Origin of the sequence: Rhodobacter flavimaris (assembly GCF_021378075.1) — a bacterium.
GTDB classification, from domain to species: domain Bacteria; phylum Pseudomonadota; class Alphaproteobacteria; order Rhodobacterales; family Rhodobacteraceae; genus Rhodobacter; species Rhodobacter flavimaris.
The window spans coordinates 189314-212652 of sequence record NZ_JAJUOS010000001.1; the positions used below are offsets into that span (position 1 = coordinate 189314).

Annotated in this window: 24 protein-coding genes and 1 tRNA gene; 18 read left to right on the forward strand and 7 right to left on the reverse strand. The window is 65.0% G+C overall.

Annotated features, from left to right (window positions below; all coding sequences use genetic code 11):
* Window position 1: 1 nt before the first annotated feature.
* The 6 genes from LZA78_RS00950 to LZA78_RS00975 all read left to right on the forward strand — a co-directional run bounded on the left by LZA78_RS00950 (window position 2) and on the right by LZA78_RS00975 (window position 6595).
* Window positions 2–745 carry a F0F1 ATP synthase subunit delta gene (locus LZA78_RS00950; RefSeq protein WP_233675086.1) on the forward strand — a complete coding sequence of 248 codons (744 nt, stop codon included), beginning with the start codon at window positions 2–4 and terminating at the stop codon, window positions 743–745.
* Window positions 723–2231 carry a F0F1 ATP synthase subunit alpha gene (locus tag LZA78_RS00955; RefSeq protein ID WP_233675087.1) on the forward strand — a complete coding sequence of 503 codons (1509 nt, stop codon included), beginning with the start codon at window positions 723–725 and terminating at the stop codon, window positions 2229–2231. The genes LZA78_RS00950 and LZA78_RS00955 overlap by 23 nt, the downstream gene beginning before the upstream one ends.
* Entirely contained in the window at window positions 2228–3055 is an 828-nt protein-coding gene (locus LZA78_RS00960; protein ID WP_233675088.1) for a F0F1 ATP synthase subunit gamma, read from the forward strand. Before LZA78_RS00955 ends, LZA78_RS00960 begins: the two co-directional genes overlap by 4 nt.
* A gap of 55 nt (window positions 3056–3110) precedes the next feature.
* Window positions 3111–4739: an HsdM family class I SAM-dependent methyltransferase gene (locus tag LZA78_RS00965; RefSeq protein ID WP_233675089.1), complete on the forward strand. Its 1629-nt coding sequence runs from the start codon at window positions 3111–3113 to the stop codon at window positions 4737–4739.
* Window positions 4717–5559: a fumarylacetoacetate hydrolase family protein gene (locus LZA78_RS00970; RefSeq protein WP_233675090.1), complete on the forward strand. Its 843-nt coding sequence runs from the start codon at window positions 4717–4719 to the stop codon at window positions 5557–5559. Before LZA78_RS00965 ends, LZA78_RS00970 begins: the two co-directional genes overlap by 23 nt.
* 133 nt (window positions 5560–5692) lie before the next feature.
* Window positions 5693–6595 carry a DMT family transporter gene (locus LZA78_RS00975; protein ID WP_233675091.1) on the forward strand — a complete coding sequence of 301 codons (903 nt, stop codon included), beginning with the start codon at window positions 5693–5695 and terminating at the stop codon, window positions 6593–6595.
* Window positions 6596–6602: 7 nt separating this feature from the next.
* Here the strand turns inward: LZA78_RS00975 and LZA78_RS00980 are convergent, their stop codons facing one another.
* Entirely contained in the window at window positions 6603–7130 is a 528-nt protein-coding gene (locus LZA78_RS00980; protein WP_233675092.1) for a hypothetical protein, read from the reverse strand.
* A 207-nt stretch (window positions 7131–7337) separates the two neighbouring features.
* Between LZA78_RS00980 and rpsF the strand changes: the two genes are divergently transcribed.
* Genes rpsF through rplI form a run of 3 tightly spaced genes read left to right on the forward strand, consistent with a single transcriptional unit; the run spans window position 7338 to window position 8539 of the window.
* Window positions 7338–7709 carry a 30S ribosomal protein S6 gene (gene rpsF / locus LZA78_RS00985; RefSeq protein WP_218629203.1) on the forward strand — a complete coding sequence of 124 codons (372 nt, stop codon included), beginning with the start codon at window positions 7338–7340 and terminating at the stop codon, window positions 7707–7709.
* A 17-nt stretch (window positions 7710–7726) separates the two neighbouring features.
* Entirely contained in the window at window positions 7727–7954 is a 228-nt protein-coding gene (rpsR, locus tag LZA78_RS00990) for a 30S ribosomal protein S18 (RefSeq protein WP_068765176.1), read from the forward strand.
* Window positions 7955–7966: 12 nt separating this feature from the next.
* On the forward strand, window positions 7967–8539 hold the full coding sequence (gene rplI, locus LZA78_RS00995; protein ID WP_233675093.1) for a 50S ribosomal protein L9: 573 nt from the start codon (window positions 7967–7969) through the stop codon (window positions 8537–8539).
* 56 nt (window positions 8540–8595) lie between these two features.
* Here rplI and LZA78_RS01000 read toward each other — a convergent pair whose 3' ends face one another.
* The 4 genes from LZA78_RS01000 to LZA78_RS01015 form a co-directional block, all read right to left on the reverse strand.
* Complete coding sequence (locus LZA78_RS01000) at window positions 8596–9186, reverse strand: hypothetical protein (RefSeq protein WP_233675094.1); 591 nt, start codon at window positions 9184–9186, stop codon at window positions 8596–8598.
* Window positions 9187–9350: 164 nt separating this feature from the next.
* Window positions 9351–10685, reverse strand: coding sequence for a trigger factor (tig, locus tag LZA78_RS01005; RefSeq protein ID WP_233675095.1), 1335 nt, complete (start codon window positions 10683–10685; stop codon window positions 9351–9353).
* A gap of 459 nt (window positions 10686–11144) precedes the next feature.
* Window positions 11145–11228, reverse strand: a tRNA-Leu gene (locus LZA78_RS01010).
* A 67-nt stretch (window positions 11229–11295) separates the two neighbouring features.
* Window positions 11296–12855 carry an NAD(P)H-hydrate dehydratase gene (locus LZA78_RS01015; protein WP_233675096.1) on the reverse strand — a complete coding sequence of 520 codons (1560 nt, stop codon included), beginning with the start codon at window positions 12853–12855 and terminating at the stop codon, window positions 11296–11298.
* 174 nt (window positions 12856–13029) lie between these two features.
* On the opposite strand from LZA78_RS01015, the gene LZA78_RS01020 reads away from it, so the two are divergent.
* From LZA78_RS01020 to LZA78_RS01030, 3 genes are all read left to right on the forward strand, one after another.
* Complete coding sequence (locus tag LZA78_RS01020) at window positions 13030–13368, forward strand: P-II family nitrogen regulator (RefSeq protein WP_233675097.1); 339 nt, start codon at window positions 13030–13032, stop codon at window positions 13366–13368.
* Window positions 13369–13435: 67 nt separating this feature from the next.
* Complete coding sequence (gene glnA, locus LZA78_RS01025; RefSeq protein ID WP_233675098.1) at window positions 13436–14845, forward strand: type I glutamate--ammonia ligase; 1410 nt, start codon at window positions 13436–13438, stop codon at window positions 14843–14845.
* Window positions 14846–15028: 183 nt separating this feature from the next.
* A complete protein-coding gene (locus tag LZA78_RS01030) occupies window positions 15029–15604 on the forward strand; it encodes a YceI family protein (protein WP_233675099.1) in 576 nt (191 codons plus the stop codon).
* A 71-nt stretch (window positions 15605–15675) separates the two neighbouring features.
* Here LZA78_RS01030 and LZA78_RS01035 read toward each other — a convergent pair whose 3' ends face one another.
* Entirely contained in the window at window positions 15676–16872 is a 1197-nt protein-coding gene (locus tag LZA78_RS01035) for a cytochrome b/b6 domain-containing protein (RefSeq protein ID WP_233675100.1), read from the reverse strand.
* A gap of 144 nt (window positions 16873–17016) precedes the next feature.
* Here LZA78_RS01035 and fabD point away from each other — a divergent pair, with 144 nt between their 5' ends.
* Window positions 17017–17958 (forward strand): ACP S-malonyltransferase, encoded by a 942-nt coding sequence (gene fabD / locus LZA78_RS01040; RefSeq protein WP_233675101.1) that lies wholly within the window; start codon window positions 17017–17019, stop codon window positions 17956–17958.
* Between the two features lie 45 nt (window positions 17959–18003).
* Here the strand turns inward: fabD and LZA78_RS01045 are convergent, their stop codons facing one another.
* Entirely contained in the window at window positions 18004–18690 is a 687-nt protein-coding gene (locus LZA78_RS01045) for a DUF2726 domain-containing protein (RefSeq protein ID WP_233675102.1), read from the reverse strand.
* Between the two features lie 143 nt (window positions 18691–18833).
* On the opposite strand from LZA78_RS01045, the gene fabG reads away from it, so the two are divergent.
* The 5 genes from fabG to mltG all read left to right on the forward strand — a co-directional run bounded on the left by fabG (window position 18834) and on the right by mltG (window position 23156).
* Complete coding sequence (fabG, locus tag LZA78_RS01050; RefSeq protein WP_233675103.1) at window positions 18834–19571, forward strand: 3-oxoacyl-ACP reductase FabG; 738 nt, start codon at window positions 18834–18836, stop codon at window positions 19569–19571.
* 177 nt (window positions 19572–19748) lie between these two features.
* Window positions 19749–19982, forward strand: a complete 234-nt coding sequence (locus LZA78_RS01055) for an acyl carrier protein (RefSeq protein ID WP_013067402.1) — start codon at window positions 19749–19751, stop codon at window positions 19980–19982.
* Between the two features lie 66 nt (window positions 19983–20048).
* A complete protein-coding gene (gene thpR / locus LZA78_RS01060) occupies window positions 20049–20621 on the forward strand; it encodes an RNA 2',3'-cyclic phosphodiesterase (protein WP_233675104.1) in 573 nt (190 codons plus the stop codon).
* A 106-nt stretch (window positions 20622–20727) separates the two neighbouring features.
* Entirely contained in the window at window positions 20728–21990 is a 1263-nt protein-coding gene (fabF, locus tag LZA78_RS01065; protein ID WP_233675105.1) for a beta-ketoacyl-ACP synthase II, read from the forward strand.
* On the forward strand, window positions 21990–23156 hold the full coding sequence (gene mltG, locus LZA78_RS01070; protein WP_233675106.1) for an endolytic transglycosylase MltG: 1167 nt from the start codon (window positions 21990–21992) through the stop codon (window positions 23154–23156). The genes fabF and mltG overlap by 1 nt, the downstream gene beginning before the upstream one ends.
* The last annotated feature ends 183 nt before the right edge of the window (window positions 23157–23339 follow it).

Sequence of the window (23339 nt, forward strand, 5' to 3'; positions counted from 1 at the left end):
CATGAATTTCGATCTCACCACCTTTGCCTTCCAGCTTGTCAACGTGCTCGTGCTGTTGGCGATCCTGCGGCATTTCCTGTTCAAACCGGTGGTCGAGATCATCGCGAGGCGGCGGGCCGAGACCGAGGCCGCAATGGCAGCGGCCGAGGCCGCCAAGACCGATGCGGCCGCCGCCAAGAAGGCTGCCGAGGCTGAGGCCGAGGCAACCCGCGCCGCGCGCCATGACGTTCTGGCCGATGCCCGCAAAGAGGCCGAGGCAGAGCGCGCGCGCCTTGTTCAGGCCGCGCAGCAAGAGGCGCAGCGCATCGCCGAGGGCGCCCGTGCGGGCGCCGAGGAAACCCGCGCCGCGGCAGAGGCGGGGCTGCTGAATGAAGCCCGCGAACTGGCGCAGGCGATTGCCGCGCGCGCGATGGCGGCGCAACCCAAACCGCCGAATGCGGCAGCCTATGCCGAGCGGCTTGTTACGGCGCTTGCGGCCATCCCCGAGGCCGCGCGTCAGGCGCTGCTGTCGGCGCCTGACCTAAGCGTCCTGACCCCCGCCGAACTGACCGAAGGTGAGGCCGCCTCCCTGCGCGACCGGCTTGTCGCAGCGGGGGCGCCCGCTTCGGTTCCGGTGACGGTCGAACCCGCGCTGATCGCCGGGCTCGAACTGCGCTCGGGCGCGGGGGTGGTTCACAATTCTCTGGCTCATGATCTCGAGCAGCTGGCAAAGGCGATGCGCGATGGCGGACACCCCGGGAATTGAGGCGCTGTACAGCCGCATCGCCAAGGCCGAGCTTGGGCCGGTCGCCGAGGAAACCGGCCGGATCGAGGAACTGGCCGACGGGCTTGCGCATATCTCGGGCCTGCCCGGCGCGGCGCTGAATGAAATCGTGACCTTCGCCTCGGGCGCGCGGGGCTTCGTGCTGAACCTCGACGAGGAAATGCTTCAGGCGGCGTTCCTCGACTCGATGGAGGGGTCGGAAGCGGGCGATCTGGTCACCCGAACCGGGCAGCTTCTGTCGGTGCCGGTGGGCGAGGGGCTTTTGGGGCGCGTGGTCGATCCGCTCGGGCGGCCGCTTGACGATCTCGGCCCGATCAAGGCGGGCGCGCGCTATGAAACCGAACGCCCGGCCCCCGAGATCATCGAGCGCGACTTCGTCACCGAACCCGTGCAGACCGGGCTTCTGGTGGTCGATGCGCTTTTCGCCGTGGGCCGCGGCCAGCGCGAACTGATCGTCGGCGAGCGCGGCACCGGTAAGACCGCGATGGCCGTCGATGCGATCATCAACCAGAAAGACAGCGATATCGTCTGCGTCTATGTCGCCATCGGCCAGCGCACCACCGCCGTGCGCCGCGTGATCGAGGCCGTGCGCGAGAAGGGCGCGATCGCGCGCACCATCTTCGTCGTGGCCCCCGCGTCGGCCGAACCCGGCCTGCGCTGGCTTGCGCCCTTTGCCGCGACCGCCATGGCCGAAGCAGTGCGCGACGGCGGCGGACATGCGCTGATCGTCTATGACGACCTGACCAAACACGCCGCCGTTCACCGCGAGCTTGCGCTGCTCTCGCGCCAGCCGCCGGGGCGCGAGGCCTATCCGGGCGATATCTTCTATCTGCACGCGCGGCTGCTCGAACGCTCGGCCAAGCTTAGCGCGGCGAAGGGCGGCGGCTCGCTGACCGCGCTGCCGATTGCCGAGATCGAGGCGGGGAACCTCTCGGCCTATATTCCGACCAACCTGATCTCGATTGCCGACGGGCAGATCGTGACCTCGGCCGCGCTGTTTGCGGCTAACCAGCGCCCGGCGGTGGATATCGGGCTGTCGGTCAGCCGCGTGGGCGGCAAGGCGCAGCGTGGGGCGCTGCGTGCGGTGGCCGGACGGGTGCGGCTCGAATATGCGCAATATCTTGAAATGAAGATGTTTTCGAGGTTTGGCGGGTTTGCAGACGGGGCCATGAAGGCGCGGCTTGTGCGCGGCGAGCGGATCGGCGCGCTTCTGGCGCAGCCGCGGTTCGAGCCGGTCGATACGGTGTCGCAAATCGCGCTGCTGGCGGGGCTGGCGGAAGGTCTGCTTGATCCGCTCGCGCCCGAGCAGATCGCCGAGTTGCGCCGGACGCTCGCGCCGCTGGTGGCCGCCGACGCCAAGATTGGCGCTTTCCGCACCGCGCCGGACGATCTGTCCGACGACGTACGCGCGCATCTGCTTGATACCGTGCGCGAGGCGATCAGCCGGCTTGGCGGAGGCGGTGCATGAGCCGCCCCGAGGACATCAAGGACCATCTGGCCAATGTCCAGCAGATCGAAAGCATCGTGGGCACCTTGCGCGCCCTGGCCGCGGCGCATCAGCTTGAGGCCAAGGCGCATCTTGAGGCCGTCCGCGCGCATGAGGCCACCGTGGCTGCCGCGCTTTCAACCGCGCTTGGGGCAGGGGCCATCTGGCCCGAGGAGGCCGAGCACGCAGGCCATCTGTCCATTGTGATCGGCGCCGCGCAGGGCTTTTGCGGGGCGCATTCCGATCATCTGGCCGAGGCCGCGCAGGCCGAGGTTGCCTCGGGCGCCGGGCTGATCGTGGTTGGCGGGCGGACCGAGGGGATGCTGGCCGATACCCCCCTGATCTGGGCGGCCGAGATGGCGGCCCATGCGCCCCAAGTGCCCGATCTTGCCAGCCGTCTGGCCGATGCGGTGTTCGAAGAGCTGGCGAAAAAGCCGGGGCTGCGCGTGCGCATAGTCTTCGCCGACCCTGACCCCGAGAAGCCCGGCCCCGGCACGATCACCCGGCACAGCGTGTTTCCACTTGATCCCGCGCGGTTTCAGCCCGCGCGGGCGGCGGCCCCTTTGACCAGCCTGCCCGCCGGGGATCTGCTTGGCGCACTGATCGAGGAATATGTTTATTCCGAGCTTTGTGAGGCACTTATGCTGGGTTTCGCGGCCGAGAACGCCGCGCGGGCCGAGGCCATGGCGCGCGCGCAGTCAAACGTGCGCCGGATCGCCACCGATCTGCGGGGCGACTATCAGCGCGCCCGGCAAGAGCAGATGACGACCGAGATCATCGAGCTTACCACCGCAGCAGTGGGTTGAGGGGGCTTGCAGCCGCCCCTCGGCTTGCCCATGATCCCGGCCGAACGGGGGCGGTATGAGCTTGGACGAGGACAGCGGAGACAGCGGGCAGATCAGCCCCGAGCGCGCCTATCTTCGGGCCAGTTCGAAAGCCCATCGCAGGCGCTTTGCCCAAGTGCTGACGCCGCCAGAATGTGCCGCCGCGATGGCGGATTGGGTTTGCGACGGAAATCCGAAAACCATTTTGGATCCGGCATTTGGTACGGGTATCTTAACGCGTTCCGTGGCCGCCCGCTTGCCCGGCGTTGCCGTCACGGGCTATGAGATCGACCCGCAAATTGCTGCGGCTGGCCGCGCGGCCTGCACGCGCATGAACCTGACGCTGCACGAGGCCAGCTTTTTCGAGGCCCCGCCCGAGGCGCGCTTTGACGCGATCATCGCCAACCCGCCCTTCCTGCGCCCCGGCGCCGGAACCGCCTTGCGCGCACAGGTGCGTGCAACCGCCGCGCGCTTCGGGATCGCGCTGTCCGGGTTGACGAATGCCTATGTGCTTTTCCTGTTCGAGGCGCTCGCCCGGCTTTCGCCCGGCGGGCGGGCGGCGTTTCTGTTGCCCGCCGAGTGGGCCAATTCCAACACCTCCGGGCCGCTTAAAGATCATCTTGTAAGAAACGGATATCTGAAGGAAATAATCCAGTTCTGCGCCTATCGTCCAGTGTTCGAGAAAACGCTGACCACGGCCTCGCTGGTCTTGTTAGAGGCGCCTTCGTGCCCGGAACCCGTCCCGGCAAAGATCCGTGCGACGTTTGTTCCCGCCGATGCTCGGCTTCCATCGCCAAGCAGCGCCATCCCGCCCGGCGTCACGCAGCGGTGGCTCACGCCTGAGGCGCTGCTGGCCGCCCCGAAATGGGATGAATTGATCCGCGACGATGAAACACCGATCCCGCCCGGGTTCGTACCGCTCTCGGCGCTGGCCACCACGCGGCGCGGCATCGCCACCGGGGCCAATGGCTTCTTCCATCTGACCCGTGAACGCGTGGCAGATTTCGGGCTGCGCGCGGGCCAATGCCTGCCCTGTGTCGCGAAATCGGCGGATGTGCCGTCGCTTATATTCGGCGCTTCGGAATTCAAATCACTTATGAAGGCGGGCCGACCGACCCAATTCTTTGCCCCGACCCAACCGCTGACCGAGGCCGAGGCCGCCTATGTCGTGCGGGGCGAGACCGAGGGGCTGCACAACCGCTTCCTGACGCGCAACCGCACGCCCTGGTATGCGCCCGAGCGGCTCTACCGCGCGCCGATCTGGGCGGCGACCTTCGGGCGCGGGCAGATGCGCTTCATCCTGAACCTCGCCGAGGTCTGGCAGTTGACCGCATTCCACGGCATCTTCCCATTGCAGGACGATCCGGCACGCGCCAAGGCGTTGGTCGCCTGTCTGAACAGCGCGCCGGTGCAGGCGCTGATGCGGGGCCGGATGCGGATTTATGCGCGCGGATTGCAAAAGGTCGAGCCGCGCGATCTGTTGGAGATCCCGGTGCCCGATCTGCGCGCGGTGTGTGCGGCGCGGATCGCGGAACTCGGGCAGGCGCTGAAGGCGCTGAACGACGGAAAAAGCGGGGCAGAGGAGGCTCTGACCCGGTTAGTGATGGCGTCCGCGCAGGACGCTGCAAGCGGAGGAGCGAGCGATGAAACTGTTGCGTTGGGGTGAGGCCGGGGCCGAGAAACCGGGCATGCTGGACGGGGCCGGGACAATGCGCGATCTGTCCTCGATCATGGGGGATATCGCGGGCGATGTGCTGTCCGACAAGGGGCTGGCGGCGCTGCGTGCGCTTGATCCCGCGACGCTGCCTTTGGTGCCCGAGAGCGCGCGGATCGGGGCTCCGGTTGCGGGCGTGGGCAAGATGATCGCCATTGGCCTCAACTATGCCGATCACGCCGCGGAGGCCGGGATGCAGGTGCCGCCCGAGCCCGTGGTCTTCATGAAGGCTACTAGCTCGATCTGCGGGCCGAACGACGCGACCGAAAAGCCGCGCGGGTCGGAGAAGCTCGACTGGGAGGTGGAGTTGGCCTTCGTCATCGGCAAGCGCGCGAAATATGTGACCCAGGACGAGGCGCTGGAGCATGTCGCGGGTTACATGCTGTGCAATGACGTCTCCGAGCGCGGGTTCCAGACCGAGCGTTCGGGCCAATGGGTGAAGGGCAAGAGCCATGACTCTTTCGCGCCCATCGGCCCTTGGCTGGTGACGCGCGACGAGGTGGCCGACCCGCAGGCGCTGCCGATGTGGCTGAGCGTGAACGGGCAGGGGATGCAGAAGGGCTCTACCGCGACGATGGTGTATGGCGTTGCCTACCTCGTCAGCTACCTCAGCCAGTTCATGACGCTTGAGCCGGGCGACATCATCACCACCGGCACCCCGCCCGGCGTTGGCATGGGCATGAAGCCGCCGCGCTTCCTGAATGTCGGCGACGTGGTCGAACTGGGTATCGAGGGGCTTGGCACGCAGCGGCAGGAGATCGTTGGGGCCTGACGCACGGTGCGCAATACGCCTACACCCGCGAGCGTTTCGCTGGCGGCTATGCAGCCATGATCTGAGCGGGTAGCGCCCCCCTTGCCGCGCCTCGGGAAATCGCCCAAACCGGGGCCAAAGGAAAGGGTTCGGCATGAGCGAGACGCAGGCGCAACCGGGGATCGGGTTCAAGGGCTATGCCTCGCTGGCGCTGCCGCCGCTGTTCTGGGCGGGGAACTTCATCGTCGCGCGCGCCTCGCGCGGGGAATTGCCGCCGATGGGCCTGTCCTTCGGGCGGTGGGCGATTGCGCTTTTGTGCCTGCTGCCCTTCGCCTGGCCCTATATGCGGCGCGACCGGGAGCTTTACCGCCAGCACTGGCTGCGGATCGTGGCGCTGGCGGTGCCGGGGGTCGTGGCGTTCAACGCGCTGGTCTATCTGGGGCTGCAATCGACCACGGCGACGAACGGGATGCTGCTCAACTCGACGATCCCGCTGTTGATCCTGGCGCTTGGGGCGCTGTTCTGGGGCCAGCATCTGGGCGGCGCGCAGATCGCGGGGTTGGTGATCTCGACCCTTGGCGTGGCGAGCATCGTGTTGCATGGCGACTGGTCGCGTCTGATCGCGCTTGAGTTCTCGCGCGGGGATCTGATCATCTTCACCGCGATGGTGTGCTGGGCGGTCTACACCTTGATGCTGAAATCCTTCCCGCCCGAGGTGAACCGGCTTGGCCTGCTGGCGGTGCAGATCGCCATCGCGCTGGTCTTTCTTTCGCCGCTCTGGGGGTGGGAGTTGTCGCAGGGCCTCGTGCCGGTGTGGACGGGGGCCTCGGTTGCCGCGCTGATCTATGTGGGCGTGGTGCCCTCGGTGCTGGCCTATATTCTTTACATGCGTGCAGTGGTGATCGCGGGCCCGGCGCGGGCAGGGCAGGCGATCCACCTACTGCCGCTTTATGGTGCTGTGCTGTCCACGATCTTCCTGGGCGAGCAACTGCACATGTATCACGCCGTCGGTTTCGGCGCGATCCTTGCGGGGATCCTGGTCGCGAGCCGCGGCTGAGGGCGGCTTAGTCCGCGTAGATCAGGAAGGCGATCCCCAGCACGGCGATAAGGCTGGCTGCCCGCACCCACAGTGGAAAGCTGCCGCGCGCCAGGTAGCCCGGCAACCACAGAAGCGCGCAGGCGAGGATGGCGTAGTGCAGGAGCGGCCACCAGAGCAGGGCCAGTTCGCGCCGCAGCGGATCGCCTGCCCAGATGTCGCCAAGCGCGTCGGTCAGCACGATGCCGACCGCGATGCCGATGACAAAGACCATCCCCTCGGCCAGCACATCGGTAATCTGCACGAAGATCGGGTTGCGCGGCAGGCCGAGCGCCAACAGGCACCAGAGCCCGGCAAAGGTCAGTAGCAGCTTGTTCTCGAACATCGCGCCGGGCAGTTCGACCCAGGCGCGATGCCAGCCCACCGCCTGTTGGCCGGTGACCAGCGGCAGGGCATCGGAAGCGAAAAGCGTCAGCAGATAGGCGGCGATACCGGCCAGGATGATCACCCCGGCCTGGGAGACGACCTCTTGCAGAAGGATCAGGAAGCGTGCCATCGGTGTCCTCGGTTTGTTTCATCCTGCTTAGGCCAGCGCGGCGATCAGGGCAATTCGCCGATGCACAACAGAGCCCTTGCATCGCCCGCCCAATCGCCTATAACGCGCTGACTTCCGTATTCGTATGAACCGGCGGAGCCTCTCGTGGTGGGTCGCGGAAGTTTCAGACCCCACCTATGAAGCCGCCTGAGCAAAACAGGAGCACACATGCCGCTTTACGAGCATGTCCTCATCGCGCGTCAGGACCTGTCCAACGCGCAGGCCGAAGGCCTTGTCGAACACTTCTCGACCGTCCTCGCGGACAACGGCGGTAAAGTCGTTGAGAGCGAGTACTGGGGCGTGAAGACCATGGCCTACAAGATCAACAAGAACCGCAAGGGCCACTACGCCTACCTGCGCACCAACGCCCCGTCGGCGGCCGTGCAGGAAATGGAGCGTCTGGCCCGCCTGCACGACGACGTCATGCGCGTTCTGACCGTCAAGGTCGAAGCGCACGAGGAAGGCCCCTCGGTGCAGATGCAGAAGCGCGACGACCGTGAAGGCCGTCCCGAGCGCGGCGAACGCCGCGAGCGCCGTTGATCCGAGGAGCATAACCCATGGCGAACAAACCGTTTTTCCGTCGTCGCAAGGTGTGCCCGTTCTCGGGTGAAAACGCGCCGAAAATCGACTACAAAGATGTGCGTCTGCTGCAGCGCTACATCTCCGAGCGTGGCAAGATCGTGCCCGCCCGTATCACCGCCGTTTCGGCCAAGAAGCAGCGTGAACTCGCTCGTGCCATCAAGCGCGCGCGTTTCCTCGCCCTGCTGCCCTACGCCGTGAAGTAAGGAGCCAGACCCATGCAAGTCATCCTTCTGGAACGTGTGGCCAAGCTTGGCCAGATGGGCGAGGTCGTGAACGTCAAGGACGGCTACGCCCGCAACTTCCTGCTGCCGCAGGGCAAGGCGCTGCGCGCCAACGAAGCCAACATCGCTTCGTTCGAGACCCGCAAGGCACAGCTCGAAGCCCGCAACCTGGAAACCAAGAAAGAGGCCGAAGCTCTGGCCGCGAAACTTGGTGGCCAACAGTTCATCGTGATTCGCTCGGCTTCGGATGCCGGCGCGCTCTACGGTTCGGTCACCCCGCGTGACGCCGCCGATGCCGCCACCGCCGCCGGTTTCTCGGTGGACAAGAAGCAAATCGCGCTGAAAGCTCCGATCAAGGAACTCGGCCTGCACGAAGTGCACGTCGTCCTGCACCCGGAAGTCGACGTGACCGTCGTTCTGAACGTTGCGCGTTCGTCGGAAGAAGCCGAGCTGCAAGCTGCGGGCAAGTCGATCCAGGAACTCGCTGCCGAGGCGGAAGCCGAAGCCGAATTCGAGATCGCGGAACTGTTCGACGAAGTCGGCGCTGCCGCTGGCGACGAAGAATAATCCTGATTACAGCGCAAGCTGCGAGCCGCGCCCCATCGGGGCGCGGTTTTCGTTTGTCAGCTCTTGGCGTGATCGCAGGTGACGTTCGGGTTGAACGGCATCAGCGTTCCTGCCGGGTTGTCGCGGAACAGCCAGACGTGCTGGTCGTAATGCGGCATGAAGCCATGCGCCTCGTCGCCTGCAGTGTCGGCATTGTCGGCCATGTGGTCCCACATGCGGCCGTTGATCATCGGCGCTTTGGCATGACCCGCGCCCATCCAGGCGGCCTCGAAGACGAGGTTCTCGATCCCCACCAGTTCAAGGCTACCGTCGGCCTGCGGCTCATAGAGCAGGATCGCCGGTTTCATGAAGTCGGTATGGGTGCTCATGCCGTCAACGCGCGGCTCGGCCCCGGTGATCTGCAAGGCGGCCGGGTTGAGATAGTGTATCCCCATGCCCCCCATTTCGGCGGGTAGCCCTTCGGCGGCGGCCGATACGCAATGCCCCGATGGGTCGGGGATAAAGCCCTCGGCGAGGGCTACGTTCACATCCTTGTATTTCTCAGTCGCGGCCCTGAGCGCGTCGAGATCGTAATCATCTGCCAGTGCAGAGAATGGCGTGGCCAGAACAATGGCCAGAACGGTAGTCGTGATCCTGTTCGCAGACATCAGAATATCCTCCCTCTCCCTAGCGGCGGGTGGCGCCGCCGTGCCCGCCAGTCTGCGCCTTTGACCGAGTCGCGGCAATGCCGTGGGGAACAGCCTGCAATGTGCTGCCAAAAAAGAAAAAACCGCCCCGAAGGGCGGTTTTTCTGTTTCCCGGAGGGGAAATCTTACATCTCGTCCAAGGCTTCGATGGCCTTCTGGAGGTCGTCTTTCGAGACTTCCTTCTCGGCTACTTCGGCGCCGCTGACGACATAGTCAACGACCTTGTCTTCGAAGATCGGTGCGCGCAGCTGCTGTTGCATCTGCGGGTTTTGCTGCACGAATTCGAAGAAGGCGCGTTCCTGGCCCGGATACTGGCGAGCCTGGTTCAGCACGGCTTGGGTGAACTCGGCGTCGGTGACCTCGATCTCCTGCTTGCGGCCAAGCTCGGCCAGCAGCAGACCCAGGCGCACGCGGCGCTCGGCCAGTTTCTTGTGCTCATCCGACGGCTCGATCGAGCCGTGGTTGTGGTCGTGAACCTCGGGGTTCTCTTCGTGCCACAGCTGGTGCGCGATCTGGGCAGCCTCGGCCTCGACCAGCGACGGGGGCAGGTCGAACTTGACGGCGGCGTCGAGCTGGTCGAGCAGGCCGCGCTTGAGAATCGCGCGGGCGGCGCCGACATATTCAGCCTCGAGACGCTCGGCGATCTGGCCCTTCAGCGCGGCGAGATCCTCGGCGCCGAATTTCTTGGCCAGCTCGTCGTCGATCTCGGCTTCTTTCGGGCCGCGGACTTCTTTGACGGTGCACTTGAACAGGGCTTCCTTGCCAGCGAGGTGCGCCGCACCGTACTGCTCGGGGAAGGTCACCTTGACTTCGACGGCTTCCTCTTCCTTGGCGCCGACGAGTTGATCCTCGAAGCCGGGGATGAACGAGCCCGAGCCGAGCACGAGCGGGTAGTCCTCGCCCTTGCCGCCCTCGAACGCTTCACCGTCCACGAAGCCTTCGAAGTCGATCACGACCTGATCGCCGTCCTTGGCTTTCGAGCCCTTGCGGCGCTTTTCGAAGTTCTGCGCGGTCTTGGCGAGGTTTTCCAGCGCCTCGGTCACGGCGTCGTCGCCGGCCTTGACGACCATGCGCTCAAGCTTGATGCCCGACAGGTCAACGTCCGGGATCGCCGGCAGGGCTTCGTAGGCCACGGTCACGACCACGTCGTTGCCCGGCTTCCAGCTTTCGCCGCCTTCCATCTCGATTTTCGGCTGCATCGCGGGGCGATCGCCGGACTTTTCGAAATGCTCCGACATCGCGCCATCGACGGCTTCCTGCATCGCGTCGCCCAGAACGCGGTCGCCGAAGGTCTTGCGCAGCATCGCCAGCGGAACCTTGCCCTTGCGGAAGCCCTTCATCTCGACTTCGGGTTGGGCTTCGAGAAGCTTCGCGGTGACTTTCTCGTCGAGTTCAGCAGCGGTGATGGTGATCGTGTAGCCGCGCTTGAGGCCTTCGTTGAGGGTCTCGGTGACCTGCATGGGGTTTCCTCTGTGTCTAAGGCCGCGCGTTGGCGCGGCCACGTCCGTCAATTTCAGCCGCCCTTCTATTGATCGCGGGCCTTGGTGGCAAGGCGAAAAGGCGCGATCCGACACCCATCGCGCGAGGGGACTGCGCAGGCGGGGGAACAAGGGCGGATTGCCTTGCGCGACTGGGGGCGATCGCTCGTGAGTTGGTTCCTGATGCCGTTAACAATGGCGCTGACGCAGATGCGTTCCGTCCAGATGGGATAGGGCATGGGGCGAGCTGCCGCCGGGCTTTTCAGTGAGGGTACAGTTTCGGCCGTCTTGTCGTGGCAAGCCGTCTTTTCCCTCAGCTCATACGTTTCCGGCGCGGATGGGCAGTGGCGCGGCCAATGTCACGCCTCAACGCGCGACTGTGCCCTACGTGAAGCTCGGGAACTTGCGCATGCCGTTCTGGAAGATGTCGGGATTTCAACGTGGTGCGGGTGAAGGGACTCGAACCCCCACGCCAAAGGCGCCAGAACCTAAATCTGGTGCGTCTACCAGTTCCGCCACACCCGCAACGCGCGCCTTGTAGCAAGACTGCGCGGCGCAGGGTAGGGGCCTTGAGAAAATTCTTTTTCGGCGCTCAGAGGCCGAGTTCGCGAAAGACTTGCGGCAGCATTTCGGGGAGATCCTCGGCGATCAGGCCGGGACCGAAGGCGCGGGCGGCGGCGGCGTGGAGCCAGGCGGCGTTCGCGGCCGCGTCGAACGCGGAGTGTCCCCGAGCCATCAGACCGCAGGCCAGCCCCGCCAAGACGTCGCCCGATCCGGCGGTCGCAAGCCAGGGGGCGGCGTTCGCGCCGGTGGCCGAGTGCAGCGCAGCGCGGCCGCTCGGGTCGGCGATGACCGTATCAGGGCCCTTGAGCAGCACCACGCAGCCCGCGCGGGCGGCGGCGGCGCGCACGGCCTCGATCTTGGAATAGGCGGGGCCGCGGGAGACGGGGGCGGCAAGCCGCGCCGCGAGATCGGGGAAGAGCTGCCGGAACTCGCCCAGATGCGGGGTCAGGACGACCTTGTCGTGCAGTTGAGCAAAGTAAGGCGCGGGGTCATCCGCGAAGGCGGTAAGCGCATCTGCGTCCAGCACGGTGGCGCGCTTTGCCCAGAGGGCGGCGGGCACCATGTCCTGCGCGCGGGCCGCACCAAGGCCGGGTCCAAGGCAGAGGGCGTTCAGCCGCTCATCCTGAAGCATGCCGCGCAGTGTATAGCCGTCGGGCAGGGCGCGCAGCATGATCGCGGTCAGTTGTGCGGCATGTTCGGCAATGGCGGGTTGCGACGCCGCCACTGTCACGAGCCCCGCGCCCACGCGCAGGGCAGCCCGCGCCGCCAGCCTTGCGGCACCGCCCTTTCCGGCCCCACCCGCAAGCACCAGCGCATGGCCGTGACCGTATTTGTGGGCGCGCATGGTCTTGCCCAGAAAGGAGGACGGCCGTTCCACAAGCTGGACGGAACCGGGGGCGGGGGCTTGGGGCAGGCCGATATCCACAGTCACGACCAGCCCGCAACGGGCCGCGCCGCCCTCGGGCGGGCCGGAGGGGGCCAGGTAGTGCCCCCACTTCGCGCGGTGGAACGAGACGGTGAGGTCGGCCCAGAACGCGCCCTCGAAATCACGACCGGAATCGGAACAAAGCCCGCTGGGGATATCGACCGCGACAACCTGCGGGCGGGCGTTCTGCGCGCGGTGCAGGAGGGTCGCGAACCCGTGCCAGGTCCGCGCGGTTTCTGGCGGCATGGGGCGTGTCAGTCCGGTCCCGAAGAGCGCGTCCACCACGAGACCCGAGGCCATCTTGTCCAGCAGATCCTCGATCTTTGCGTCGTTCCACGGGGTGACCGGCCCGATGGCGGCCCATCGCTGGTAATTGCTGCGCGCATCCGGAGGCAGGCGCGCGGGATCGCCCAGCAGATGCAGGTCGATGTCCCAGCCCCGTTCGTGCAGGAGGCGCGCGATGACGAAACCGTCGCCGCCATTGTTGCCCGGCCCGCACAGGATCAGCGCCGTTGAGGGGGGCAGATCCGGGAAAACGGTGGCGATTTGCGCAACGACGCCAGCCCCGGCGCGCTCCATCAATTCAAGGCCCGCGACTGCGCCGCTGGCGATGGCTTGCTGCTCGATGCCGCGCATTTGGGCGCTGCTCAGAATTTCACTCATGCGACCGCTCGAATTGTTTTCATTCTGCTGCAACTTCATGCTAATTGCACAAATAATAGGCAAGACATGCCGAATTCCCGACCCTCGGGACACCCTGTCAAGCTAGCCGATTGCGGGGCCTTGTGGAAAGTGGTCAGAGGGTTTCGGCAAAACCTGATGGGGGGAGTCGACTGCATGAAAAAGGTTGAAGCGATCATCAAGCCCTTCAAGCTGGATGAAGTGAAAGAAGCACTTCAGGAAGCGGGGATCCAAGGGCTTTCGGTGATCGAAGTGAAGGGCTTCGGCCGTCAGAAGGGCCATACCGAGCTCTATCGTGGCGCCGAATACGTCGTGGACTTTCTGCCCAAGGTGAAAATCGAGATGGTCCTGCCCGACGAGCTGGTCGAGGCTGCCATCGAGGCCATCGTCTCGGCCGCCCGGACCGAGAAGATCGGCGACGGCAAGATCTTCGTGTCGCCTGTCGAACAGGCCATCCGCATCCGCACCGGCGAAACCGGCGACGACGCGGTCTGAGAATTCGTACGAATACGGGCCTGCCCGGGGCCCGTTAAACCCATGCTCAACGAAAGGGTAAGTTGCAATGAGCGCAGTTAAAAAAGCTCTCGACCTGATGAAGGCGGAAGACGTTGAATACGTCGACGTTCGCTTCACCGATCCGCGCGGCAAGCTGCAGCACGTGACGCTGATCGCCGATCTGGTCGATGAAGACTTCTTCGAGGAAGGCTTCATGTTCGACGGTTCGTCGATCGCTGGCTGGAAGTCGATCGACCAGTCGGACATGAAACTGATTCCGGATGCGTCGTCGGTCTATATCGACCCCTTCTACGCCGAAAAGACCATGTGCGTGCACTGCAACGTGGTCGAGCCGGACACCGGCGAAGCCTATGACCGCTGCCCGCGTCAGGTTGCTTTCAAAGCGGAAGCCTACCTGAAGTCCTCGGGGATCGGCGACACCGCCTACTTCGGTCCCGAAGCTGAATTCTTCATCTTCGACGACGTGCGCTACTCGGTTACCCCGGCAAAAGTGTCGTACCAGATCGACGCCGAAGCCGCTGCCTGGAACACCGATGCGGCCATCGAGATGGGCAACCTTGCTCACCGAGCCGGCCACAAGGGCGGCTACTTCCCGGTGAACCCGGTCGACGAAGCCCAGGACCTGCGCGGCGAGATGCTCTCGACCATGAAGCGCATGGGCATCAAGGTCGACAAGCACCACCACGAAGTGGCAACCTGTCAGCACGAACTCGGCATGATCTTCGGTGGTCTGGTCGAGCAGGCCGACAACATCCAGAAGTACAAGTACGTGATCCACAACGTGGCCCACGCCTACGGCAAGACCGTGACCTTCATGCCGAAGCCCATGAAGGGCGACAACGGCTCGGGTATGCACGTGAACATGTCGATCTGGAAAGACGGCAAGCCGCTCTTCGCGGGCGACAAGTACGCTGACCTGTCGCAGGAAGCCCTGTGGTTCATCGGCGGCATCCTGAAGCACGCCAAGACCCTGAACGCCTTCACCAACCCGTCGACCAACTCGTACAAGCGTCTGATCCCGGGCTTCGAAGCCCCGGTTCTGCGCGCGTATTCGGCCCGCAACCGCTCGGGTTGCGTTCGTATTCCGTGGACCGAGTCGCCGAAGGCCAAGCGCGTCGAAGCCCGTTTCCCCGATCCGGCTGCGAACCCCTATCTGTGCTTCGCGGCGCTGATGATGGCTGGTCTCGACGGCATCAAGAACAAGATCGATCCGGGCCCGGCTTCGGACAAGGACCTCTACGACCTGCCGCCGGAAGAACTGGCCGCGATCCCGACCGTTTGCGGTTCGCTGCGTGAAGCGCTCGAGGCGCTGGAAGCCGATCACGACTTCCTGCTGGCTGGCGACGTGTTCACCAAGGGCCTGATCGAGGGTTACACCGCGCTGAAGTGGGAAGAAGTGTACGCCTACGAGCACACCCCCCACCCGGTCGAGTACCAGATGTACTACTCCTGCTAAGGGGTTGGGAAATCAACGGAAAGGGCGCCCAATCGGGCGCCCTTTTTGCTTTTTGCGGGTCGGTCTGGCGCGAAAGTTATCTGCATCTGCGCACAGATTTTGTTGGATTGTGTGGAGTTGAGACAGAACCGCGTCGCAGGCACCTTATGGGCTGGAATCGCCATGACAGGAGTACCCCCCGCGATGAAATCCGTTCTGTTTGCCGCCGGCCTTGCCTTTGGTCTTGCCTCTGCCGCCGCAGCGGCCCCCGCGACCTACTCGCTCGACCCGAGCCACAGCCAGATCGTGTTCGATTACACGCACCTGGGTTTCTCGACCACTACGGGCATGTACTCGGGCTTTGAAGGCACGATCCAGTTCGACGCCGAAGACCCGGCGGCCTCGTCGGTCGAGGTGAGCTTCCCGACCGCCTCGCTCTTCACCGGCTGGGATGCGCGCACGCAGCACTTCCTGACCGAGGACTTCTTCGGCGCCGAGGCGAACCCGGAGATTTCGTTCAAATCGACCGGCATCGAGGTGACCGGCGAGAAGACCGGCAAGATCACCGGCGATCTGACCATCAATGGCGTGACCAAATCCGTCGTGCTGGATGCCGAAATGACCCAGATGGGCGAGCATCCGATGGAGAAGAAGCCGTGGGTTGGCTTCAACGCCACCACCGAGATCAAGCGCTCGGACTTCGACATGGGCATGTATGCGCCCTACGTCTCGGATGAGGTTCAGATCGCGATCTCGATCGAGGCGATGAAGGCGGAATAAGCCTGTGCCCTAGAATTGAAACGGCCGCCGGAGTGATCCGGCGGCCGTTTTCGTTTGCGCGGTCGGGTTGATCAGCTTCCGAGGTCGGCCGCCGCAGGTTGGCGCGTTGCATTCAGCGTGACCTGCACGGTGACCGCAAAGCCGACGGTGCTTTCGTCGGGATAGCTTTCGCCCATGCCGAAGGCGCGGCGGTCCAGCACGGCTTCGCCCGCCATGGTGGCCTGATCGTCCGCGATGGTCAGGGTGAAGGGCAGGGTAAGCGGAACCGATGCGCCGCGCAGGGTCAGGGTGCCTGCGGCCTCATGCGCGCTTCCGTCGATGCGCTTCAGATCGGCGGTGAAGGTGGCTGTGGGGAAGGCGTCGGTGTCGAAGAACTCTGCCCCCTTGGCCTGATCGGTGACCGAGCCAAGCGTCAGTTGCGTCGTGTCGATCTGAACGCTGACCGTGCCGGTGCCGCTGGCCGCGTCATAGTCGATCTGCGCGGTCCAGGCGGGCAGGGAGCCGCCGACCGCCGCGCCCATCTGCTGCACGGTGAAGCCAAGCGTGCCCTCGCTGACCTGCCAGTTCCCGGAGGTCTGATTCTGCGCGACCGGGGCAGGGGCCTCGGGGCCAGAGGGCAGGGCCAGTGCGCCGCCAATAACCATGGCCCAGACAGCCAGCGCGGCCACGGGGGCGCCCAGACCATGCCGGGTGCGGCCTTCACCTGCCGGGGTGCCGCGCGTCATCCGTGCCATGGTCGCGTCGCGGTCGATCACCACGTGCTTGAGCGCACCGAGGACATGCAGGCCGATTGCGGCGTAAAGGACAAGGGCCGAGAGCTTGTGAACCCCCTCGAACAGATGCGCGACATCGGTTGATTGCGCCACGAAGGGCAGGGTCTGGCCGAAGGGCCACAGGATCGGGGCAAAGCCCGCCTGCGCCGCGTGACCGATCCAGCCCGAGAGCGGCATGATCAGCATGGCGCCGTAAAGCGCCCAGTGGATCAGCTCGCCCAGAAAGGTCTCGGCCCGGCGCTCGGGGTGCAGCGGCGCGGGTTTGGGCTGCGTGATCGCCCAGAGGATGCGGGCAAGCGCGGTGAAGAAGGCGGCAACGCCGATGGTCTTGTGCGCCGAGTAGATCGTCACGAGCGTGGCCACGGCGGCGTCGGTGTCGCGCGGCAGGTCCTCGGCATAGAGGCCAAGGCCGATCGCGGACAGGATCAGAAGCGCGGTGAGCCAGTGGAAGATGCGGGCGACCGAGCCGTAGCTGCGGGAGGTGTTGGTCAGCATGGGGGCCTCGTATGAGATTTCCCCAGACCATAGGTCTGCGCGCACGCGCAAACCACGCGGACAGGCGCACAGACTCTGTGCGCAGGTTGTTGTCAGTGCCCTCGGGTCACGCTAGACCGAGGCAAGCACAATGTGGAGGAAGCCATGAGCCGAGCATTCGTATTCCCCGGACAGGGCGCGCAGACCATCGGTATGGGCAAGGCGCTGGCCGAGGCCTATCCCGCCGCCAAGGCGGTCTTTGACGAGGTGGACGCCGCCCTGGGCGAGAGCCTGTCGAGCCTGATCTGGGAAGGCGAGATCGAAACGCTGACCCTGACGGCCAATGCGCAGCCCGCGCTGATGGCCACCTCGATCGCGGCGCTGCGCGCGCTGGAGGCCGAGGGCTTCTCGGTCAACGACGCGGCCTTCGTTGCGGGGCATTCGCTGGGGGAATACTCGGCGCTATGCGCGGCAGGTGCGCTGAGCGTGACTGACACGGCCAAGCTGCTGCGGATCCGTGGCGAGGCGATGCAATCGGCGGTTCCGGTGGGCGTAGGCGCGATGGCCGCGCTGCTGGGGCTGGATTTCGAGACCGCGACGCGCGTTGCCGGCGAGGCTGCGGCCGCCGGCACGGGGCAGGAAGTCTGCCAGGCCGCCAACGATAACGACCCCGCGCAGGTTGTGGTCTCGGGCCACAAGGCGGCGGTCGAGCGCGCGGTCGAGATTGCCAAGGCGGCCGGTGCGAAACGCGCGCTGATGCTGCCCGTCTCGGCACCGTTCCATTGCGCGCTGATGCAGCCCGCGGCTGACAAGATGGCCGAGGCGTTGGCCTCGGTGCAGATCGCGGCGCCTGCGGTGCCGGTCGTGGCCAACGTGCGCGCCGAAGCGGTGAGCGACCCCGAAGAGATCCGTCAGCTGCTGATCGAGCAGGTCACCGGCTCGGTCCGCTGGCGCGAGAGCGTGCTGTGGATGGTCGGTCAGGGCGTGACCGAGTTCTGGGAGATCGGCGCGGGCAAGGCGCTGTCGGGCATGGTCAAGCGTATCGCCAAGGAAACCGTGCAGAAGAACGTGGGCGCGCCCGAGGATATCGCCGCGCTCAAGGGCTAAGGCTCGATCAATCGACGACAGGGCGGGGCTTTGGCCCCGCCTTTTTCATGCGCTGACGACGCGCGGCTGCGCGGGGCGCACGGGCAGGCCGGTAAGCTCGGCCAGACGCAGGCGCACGAGGGCCTCATCGGCCTCGGGCGGTAGGTCGATGAGCTTGAGGCCCGCCTTGGCCAGCGCGTCGCGCTTGGCCTGGCTGCGCGAGATCTGGAAGTCGCTTGGGACTTCGGTCGTCGCGTGGCATTCGATCGCGGCCACCACAAAGCCGCGCCGGTCGAGCAGGGCGAGATCGAGATGCTCGCCCGCCAGCGCCTTGTTTGCGTCCGAGAACGTGTCCTCGGTGCCATCGGCGGAGACGGCATGCACCACCTGAGCCAGCGCAACCTGCGCCAGAACTCGGTGGCCTTCGCCAATTTCGCGCGCGATTTTCTCCAGCATAGGCAGCACCCGCGCCTCAAGCCGGTTCAGAAGCGGCACGACCCGGTAGCCATTGTTCACCACAAGGCGCTGCGGATCGGGCTGCATTGCTGCCAGCTTGGCCAGCGTCTCATGGCCGTAGTCGCGTTCCTGATAGGTGCTTTTCGACCGGTTCGTCAGCATCTTGAACAGAAGCGGCAAGGCCGCCAGCGCGACCAGCGTCAGCGGGATCTGCGCCGAGCTCATGAGGTTTTCGAGCATCGCGGCGAACGGATCCATCGGGATGTCGGAATGTGCGAGGGTATCGGTGATCGCCATGGCTTTCGGTCACTTGCCTTTTTGCAATGCAATAGGTGGGCAAGGTGGCGAATTTATGGCCGGTCGCGGAAAGATGCGCCCGGTGGCTGGCAGGAAGGCCGGATCGCTGCTATTGAGGCGCAAAGTTAACCTGAGGGACGACCATGTTTGATCTGACTGGGAAATCGGCGCTGGTGACCGGCGCTTCGGGTGGTATCGGCGCCGAGATTGCCAAGGCGCTGCACGCAGCGGGCGCCAAGGTCGCGCTGTCGGGCACGCGGGTCGAGCCGCTTGAGGCGCTGGCTGCCGAACTGGGCGAGCGTGCCTATGTTGTGCCCGCGAACCTGAGCGACGCGGCCTCGGTCGAGGCGCTGCCCAAGGCCGCCATCGAAGCAATGGGCGGGCTGGACATTCTGGTCAATAACGCTGGCATCACGCGCGACAACCTGTTCATGCGCATGTCGGACGAGGAATGGCAGTCGGTTCTGGACGTTAACCTGACCTCGTCCTTCCGGCTGATGCGCGGTGTGCTGCGCGGCATGATGAAGGCGCGTTGGGGCCGGATCGTCAGCATCACCTCGGTCGTGGGTGCCACGGGCAACCCCGGTCAGGGGAACTACGCCGCCGCCAAGGCGGGCATGGTGGGCATGTCGAAATCGCTGGCCTATGAAGTCGCAAGCCGCGGCATCACTGTGAACTGCGTGGCGCCGGGCTTCATCGCAACTGCGATGACCGACAAGCTCAATGATGACCAGAAATCCAAGATCCTGACGCAGATCCCCGCAGGCCGCATGGGCGCGCCCGAGGAAATCGCGGCGGCGGTTCTGTATCTGGCCAGCCCCGAGGCAGGCTATGTTACCGGTGCCACTTTGCACGTCAACGGCGGCATGGCGATGGTGTGACCTCTTGCCCCGAGGCTGCAAAACGGCTTGCCTTGGGGGACGACTGTAGATATTAGCGGCTAGGACGGGCCGGGGGCTGACCCAGCCTTTCGGCTGCCTCGCTGCGCGGGGCGCATCAAGCCGCTCGAACGAGCTAGAACTAGGGACGGGCAGAGGCCCTCAAACTGAGGAAATGACATGAGCGACATCGCTGATCGCGTGAAGAAGATCGTCGTGGAGCACCTGGGCGTTGAAGAGGACAAGGTCACCGAGACCGCCTCGTTCATCGACGATCTGGGCGCCGACAGCCTTGACACCGTCGAGCTGGTTATGGCCTTCGAAGAAGAGTTCGGCATCGAGATCCCGGACGACGCTGCCGAGACCATCCAGACCTTTGGCGACGCGGTGAAGTTCATCACCGAAGCCGCCTGATCCGATTTCGGATAGGTTTTCGACGGCGCCCCCCTGTGGGCGCCGTTTTGCTTTTCGGGGGGATAAATGCGGGCTTTCGTGGCGATTCCGATGCCGGAAGAGGCGGTGGCGCCGATTGTCGCGCTGCAAACGCTGCTCGGCTGCGGTCGGGCGGTGGCCGAAGAGAACCTGCACCTGACGCTGGCATTTCTGGGCGAGATCAGTCCGGCCGAGGCGCAGGCGCTGGACGAGGAACTGGCAACCATTCCGACGCAGCCGCTCATGCTGGAACTGGCAGGAGCGGATGTGATGGACCGCGCGCGCCCCGATCTGGTCTTTGTCGGCCTGCGCAAGAACCCGGCGCTGGAGACCTTGCAGCACCATGTGACGGCGGCGGCGCGCGGGGTCGGGATTGATCTGGCGCGGCGGCGGTTTCGGCCGCATGTGACCATCGCGCGCTTTGGTCGCGCTTATGGCCCTGCCGAGGAATTGCGGCTTGGACGATTCCTTGAGGCCTCGGCCGATTTCTCGCAGCCCGGATTCGCGGTGCGGGAATTCGTGCTTTATCGCTCGACGCTTGATCACCACGGGCCGCGTTATGACCGCCTGGCGGAATACCCACTTGGCGTTCAGCCTGGGCCGGATTGGGCCGCGGAATAAACAGGCGCGGGGCCGATCCGTTAAAACGCGAGGCTCCTTGACGTTGCACCCCCCGTTTTGGCCGTGTATCAGAACGGGATCGGAGGATTAACCAAAGAGGTCGAGGATGCGTCGTGTAGTCGTCACGGGTCTGGGGCTGGTCACGCCGTTGGCTTGCGGGGTCGAAGAGACCTGGGCGCGGCTCATTGCCGGGGAGTCGGGCGCCGGTCCGATCACGAGGTTCGACGCGTCGAACGTCACCACGAAATATGCCTGCGAAGTGCCGCGGGGCGATGGTTCGAACGGCACGTTCAATCCGGATGACTGGATGGAGCCGAAAGAGCAGCGCAAGGTCGATGAATTCATCCTCTACGGGATCGCTGCTGCGGTTCAGGCCGTTCAGGATTCGGGCTGGATGCCTGAAGAGGAAGAGGGCCGCCTGCGCACCGGCGTGATGATCGGATCGGGGATCGGCGGGCTTTCGACCATTGCCGAGACAGCCCTTCTGATCAAGGAAAAGGGCCCCAAGCGGGTCAGTCCGTTCTTCATCCCGGCCTCGCTGATCAACCTGATCTCGGGTCAGGTGTCGATCCGTTTCGGCTTTAAGGGCCCGAACCACGCGGTGGTCACGGCCTGCTCGACTGGCGCACACGCGATTGGCGATGCGGCCCGCCTGATCATGCTGGGCGACGCAGATGTCATGGTCGCGGGTGGTGCGGAAAGCCCGATCTCGGAAATCGGGATCGCGGGCTTCAACGCCTGCAAGGCGCTGTCGACCAGGCGTGCCGACGAGCCGACCAAGGCCAGCCGTCCCTATGATGCGGACCGCGACGGGTTTGTCATGGGCGAAGGCGCGGGCGTTGTGGTGCTGGAGGAATACGAGCACGCCAAGGCGCGCGGCGCCAAGATCTATGCCGAGGTTCTGGGCTACGGCCTGTCAGGCGATGCCTATCACATCACGGCCCCGGCCGAGGATGGCGATGGCGGTTTCCGCTCAATGAAAGCGGCGATCGAGCGTGCGGGCCTGACCCCGGACGCGATCGACTACATCAACGCGCATGGCACCTCGACCATGGCCGATACGATCGAACTGGGCGCGGTGGAGCGCCTGATGGGCAATGCCGCTGCCAAGGCCACGATGAGCTCGACCAAGTCGTCCATCGGACACCTTCTGGGTGCTGCGGGTGCAGTCGAGGCGATCTTCTGCATCCTCGCGCTGCGCGATCAGATCGCGCCGCCGACGCTGAACCTCGACAATCCGGCGGTGGAGCCCAAGCTTGACCTGGCGCCGAACAAGGCTGTCAAGCGCGAGATCAACGTGGCCCTGTCGAACAGCTTCGGCTTTGGCGGCACCAATGCAAGCCTTGTGCTGGGTAAGGTCGCCGGCTGATGTGGCGCAATATCGTCTCGAACTTCCTGACCCTGCTGATCGTTGTATTGGTGGGGGTTGCCGGGCTGGTGGCCTGGGCCAAGCAGCAATATGAAGGTCCGGGTCCGCTGACCGAGGGCGTGTGCCTGCGGGTTGAGCAGAACGCGACCTTTAGCCGTGTCTCTCAGGATCTGCTGGCGCAGGGGGCGATCTCGTCGGGCTATATCTTCCGCGCGGGCGCGGATTATGAGGGCAAGAGCGGGTCGCTCAAGTTCGGGTCGTATCTGATCGCGCCGGGTTCCTCGATGCAGGACATCATCGAGCAGATCACAGCGGGCGGACCGTCGACCTGCGGGACCGAGCTCAACCTGCGCATCGGCGTCAATGCCCAGCAACTGATCCTGCGTGAGCTGGACGCGGCCTCGGGGCAATATGTCGAGAAGGCCAAGTTCGACCCGGTGGCCGAGGCAAAGCCCGAGGGCTTTGATGAGGCGGCTGCCAAGGCCGATGTGCGGCTGCGCATCACGCTGGCCGAGGGTGTCACCAGCTGGCAGGTGGTCGAGGCGCTCAAGTCAGCCGAGTTCCTCAAGGGCGAGGTTGCCAAGGTTCCTGCCGAGGGCACGCTGGCGCCCGATAGCTACGAGGTGCGCCGTGGTGCCGACCGCGCCGGGCTGCTCGACGAGATGGCCAAGCGCCAGACTGCCATTCTGGCTGCCGCGTGGGAGAACCGGGCCTCGGGGCTGCCTTACGAGACGCCGGAAGAGGCGCTGGTGATGGCCTCGATCGTCGAGAAGGAAACCGGTGTGCCGGAAGAGCGGCGCCAGGTGGCGAGTGTCTTCGTCAATCGCCTTGAGCAGGGGATGAAGCTGCAAACCGACCCGACCGTGATCTACGGCGTGACTGAGGGTAAGGGCGTGCTGGGCCGTGGCCTGCGCCAGTCCGAACTGAATCGCGAGACGCCCTATAACACCTATGTGGTGGCGGGGCTGCCGCCGGGGCCGATCTGCAACCCCGGACGTGCGGCGATCGAAGCGGCGCTAAACCCGGATTCGACTCAGTATCTGTTCTTCGTCGCCGATGGCACCGGGGGGCATGTCTTTGCCGAGACGCTGGACGAGCATAACCGCAATGTCGCGCGCTGGCGTGAGATCGAACGCCAGCAGAAATCGCAAGGCTCAGGCAACTGATATTGCTAATAAAAATTGTCCCACCGATCTCTCGGCGGGCTTTTTTTGTGAAATCGAAACACAACCACAGATTTAGAGCTTGACTTAGAGAGCGCCCTAAGATAGAGATATGTCATGCTAGGAGAAGTGGGCAAGCGCCGCGGGCAACCGTTGGCGCTTTTTCATTTCGCTCGTGCGGAACAG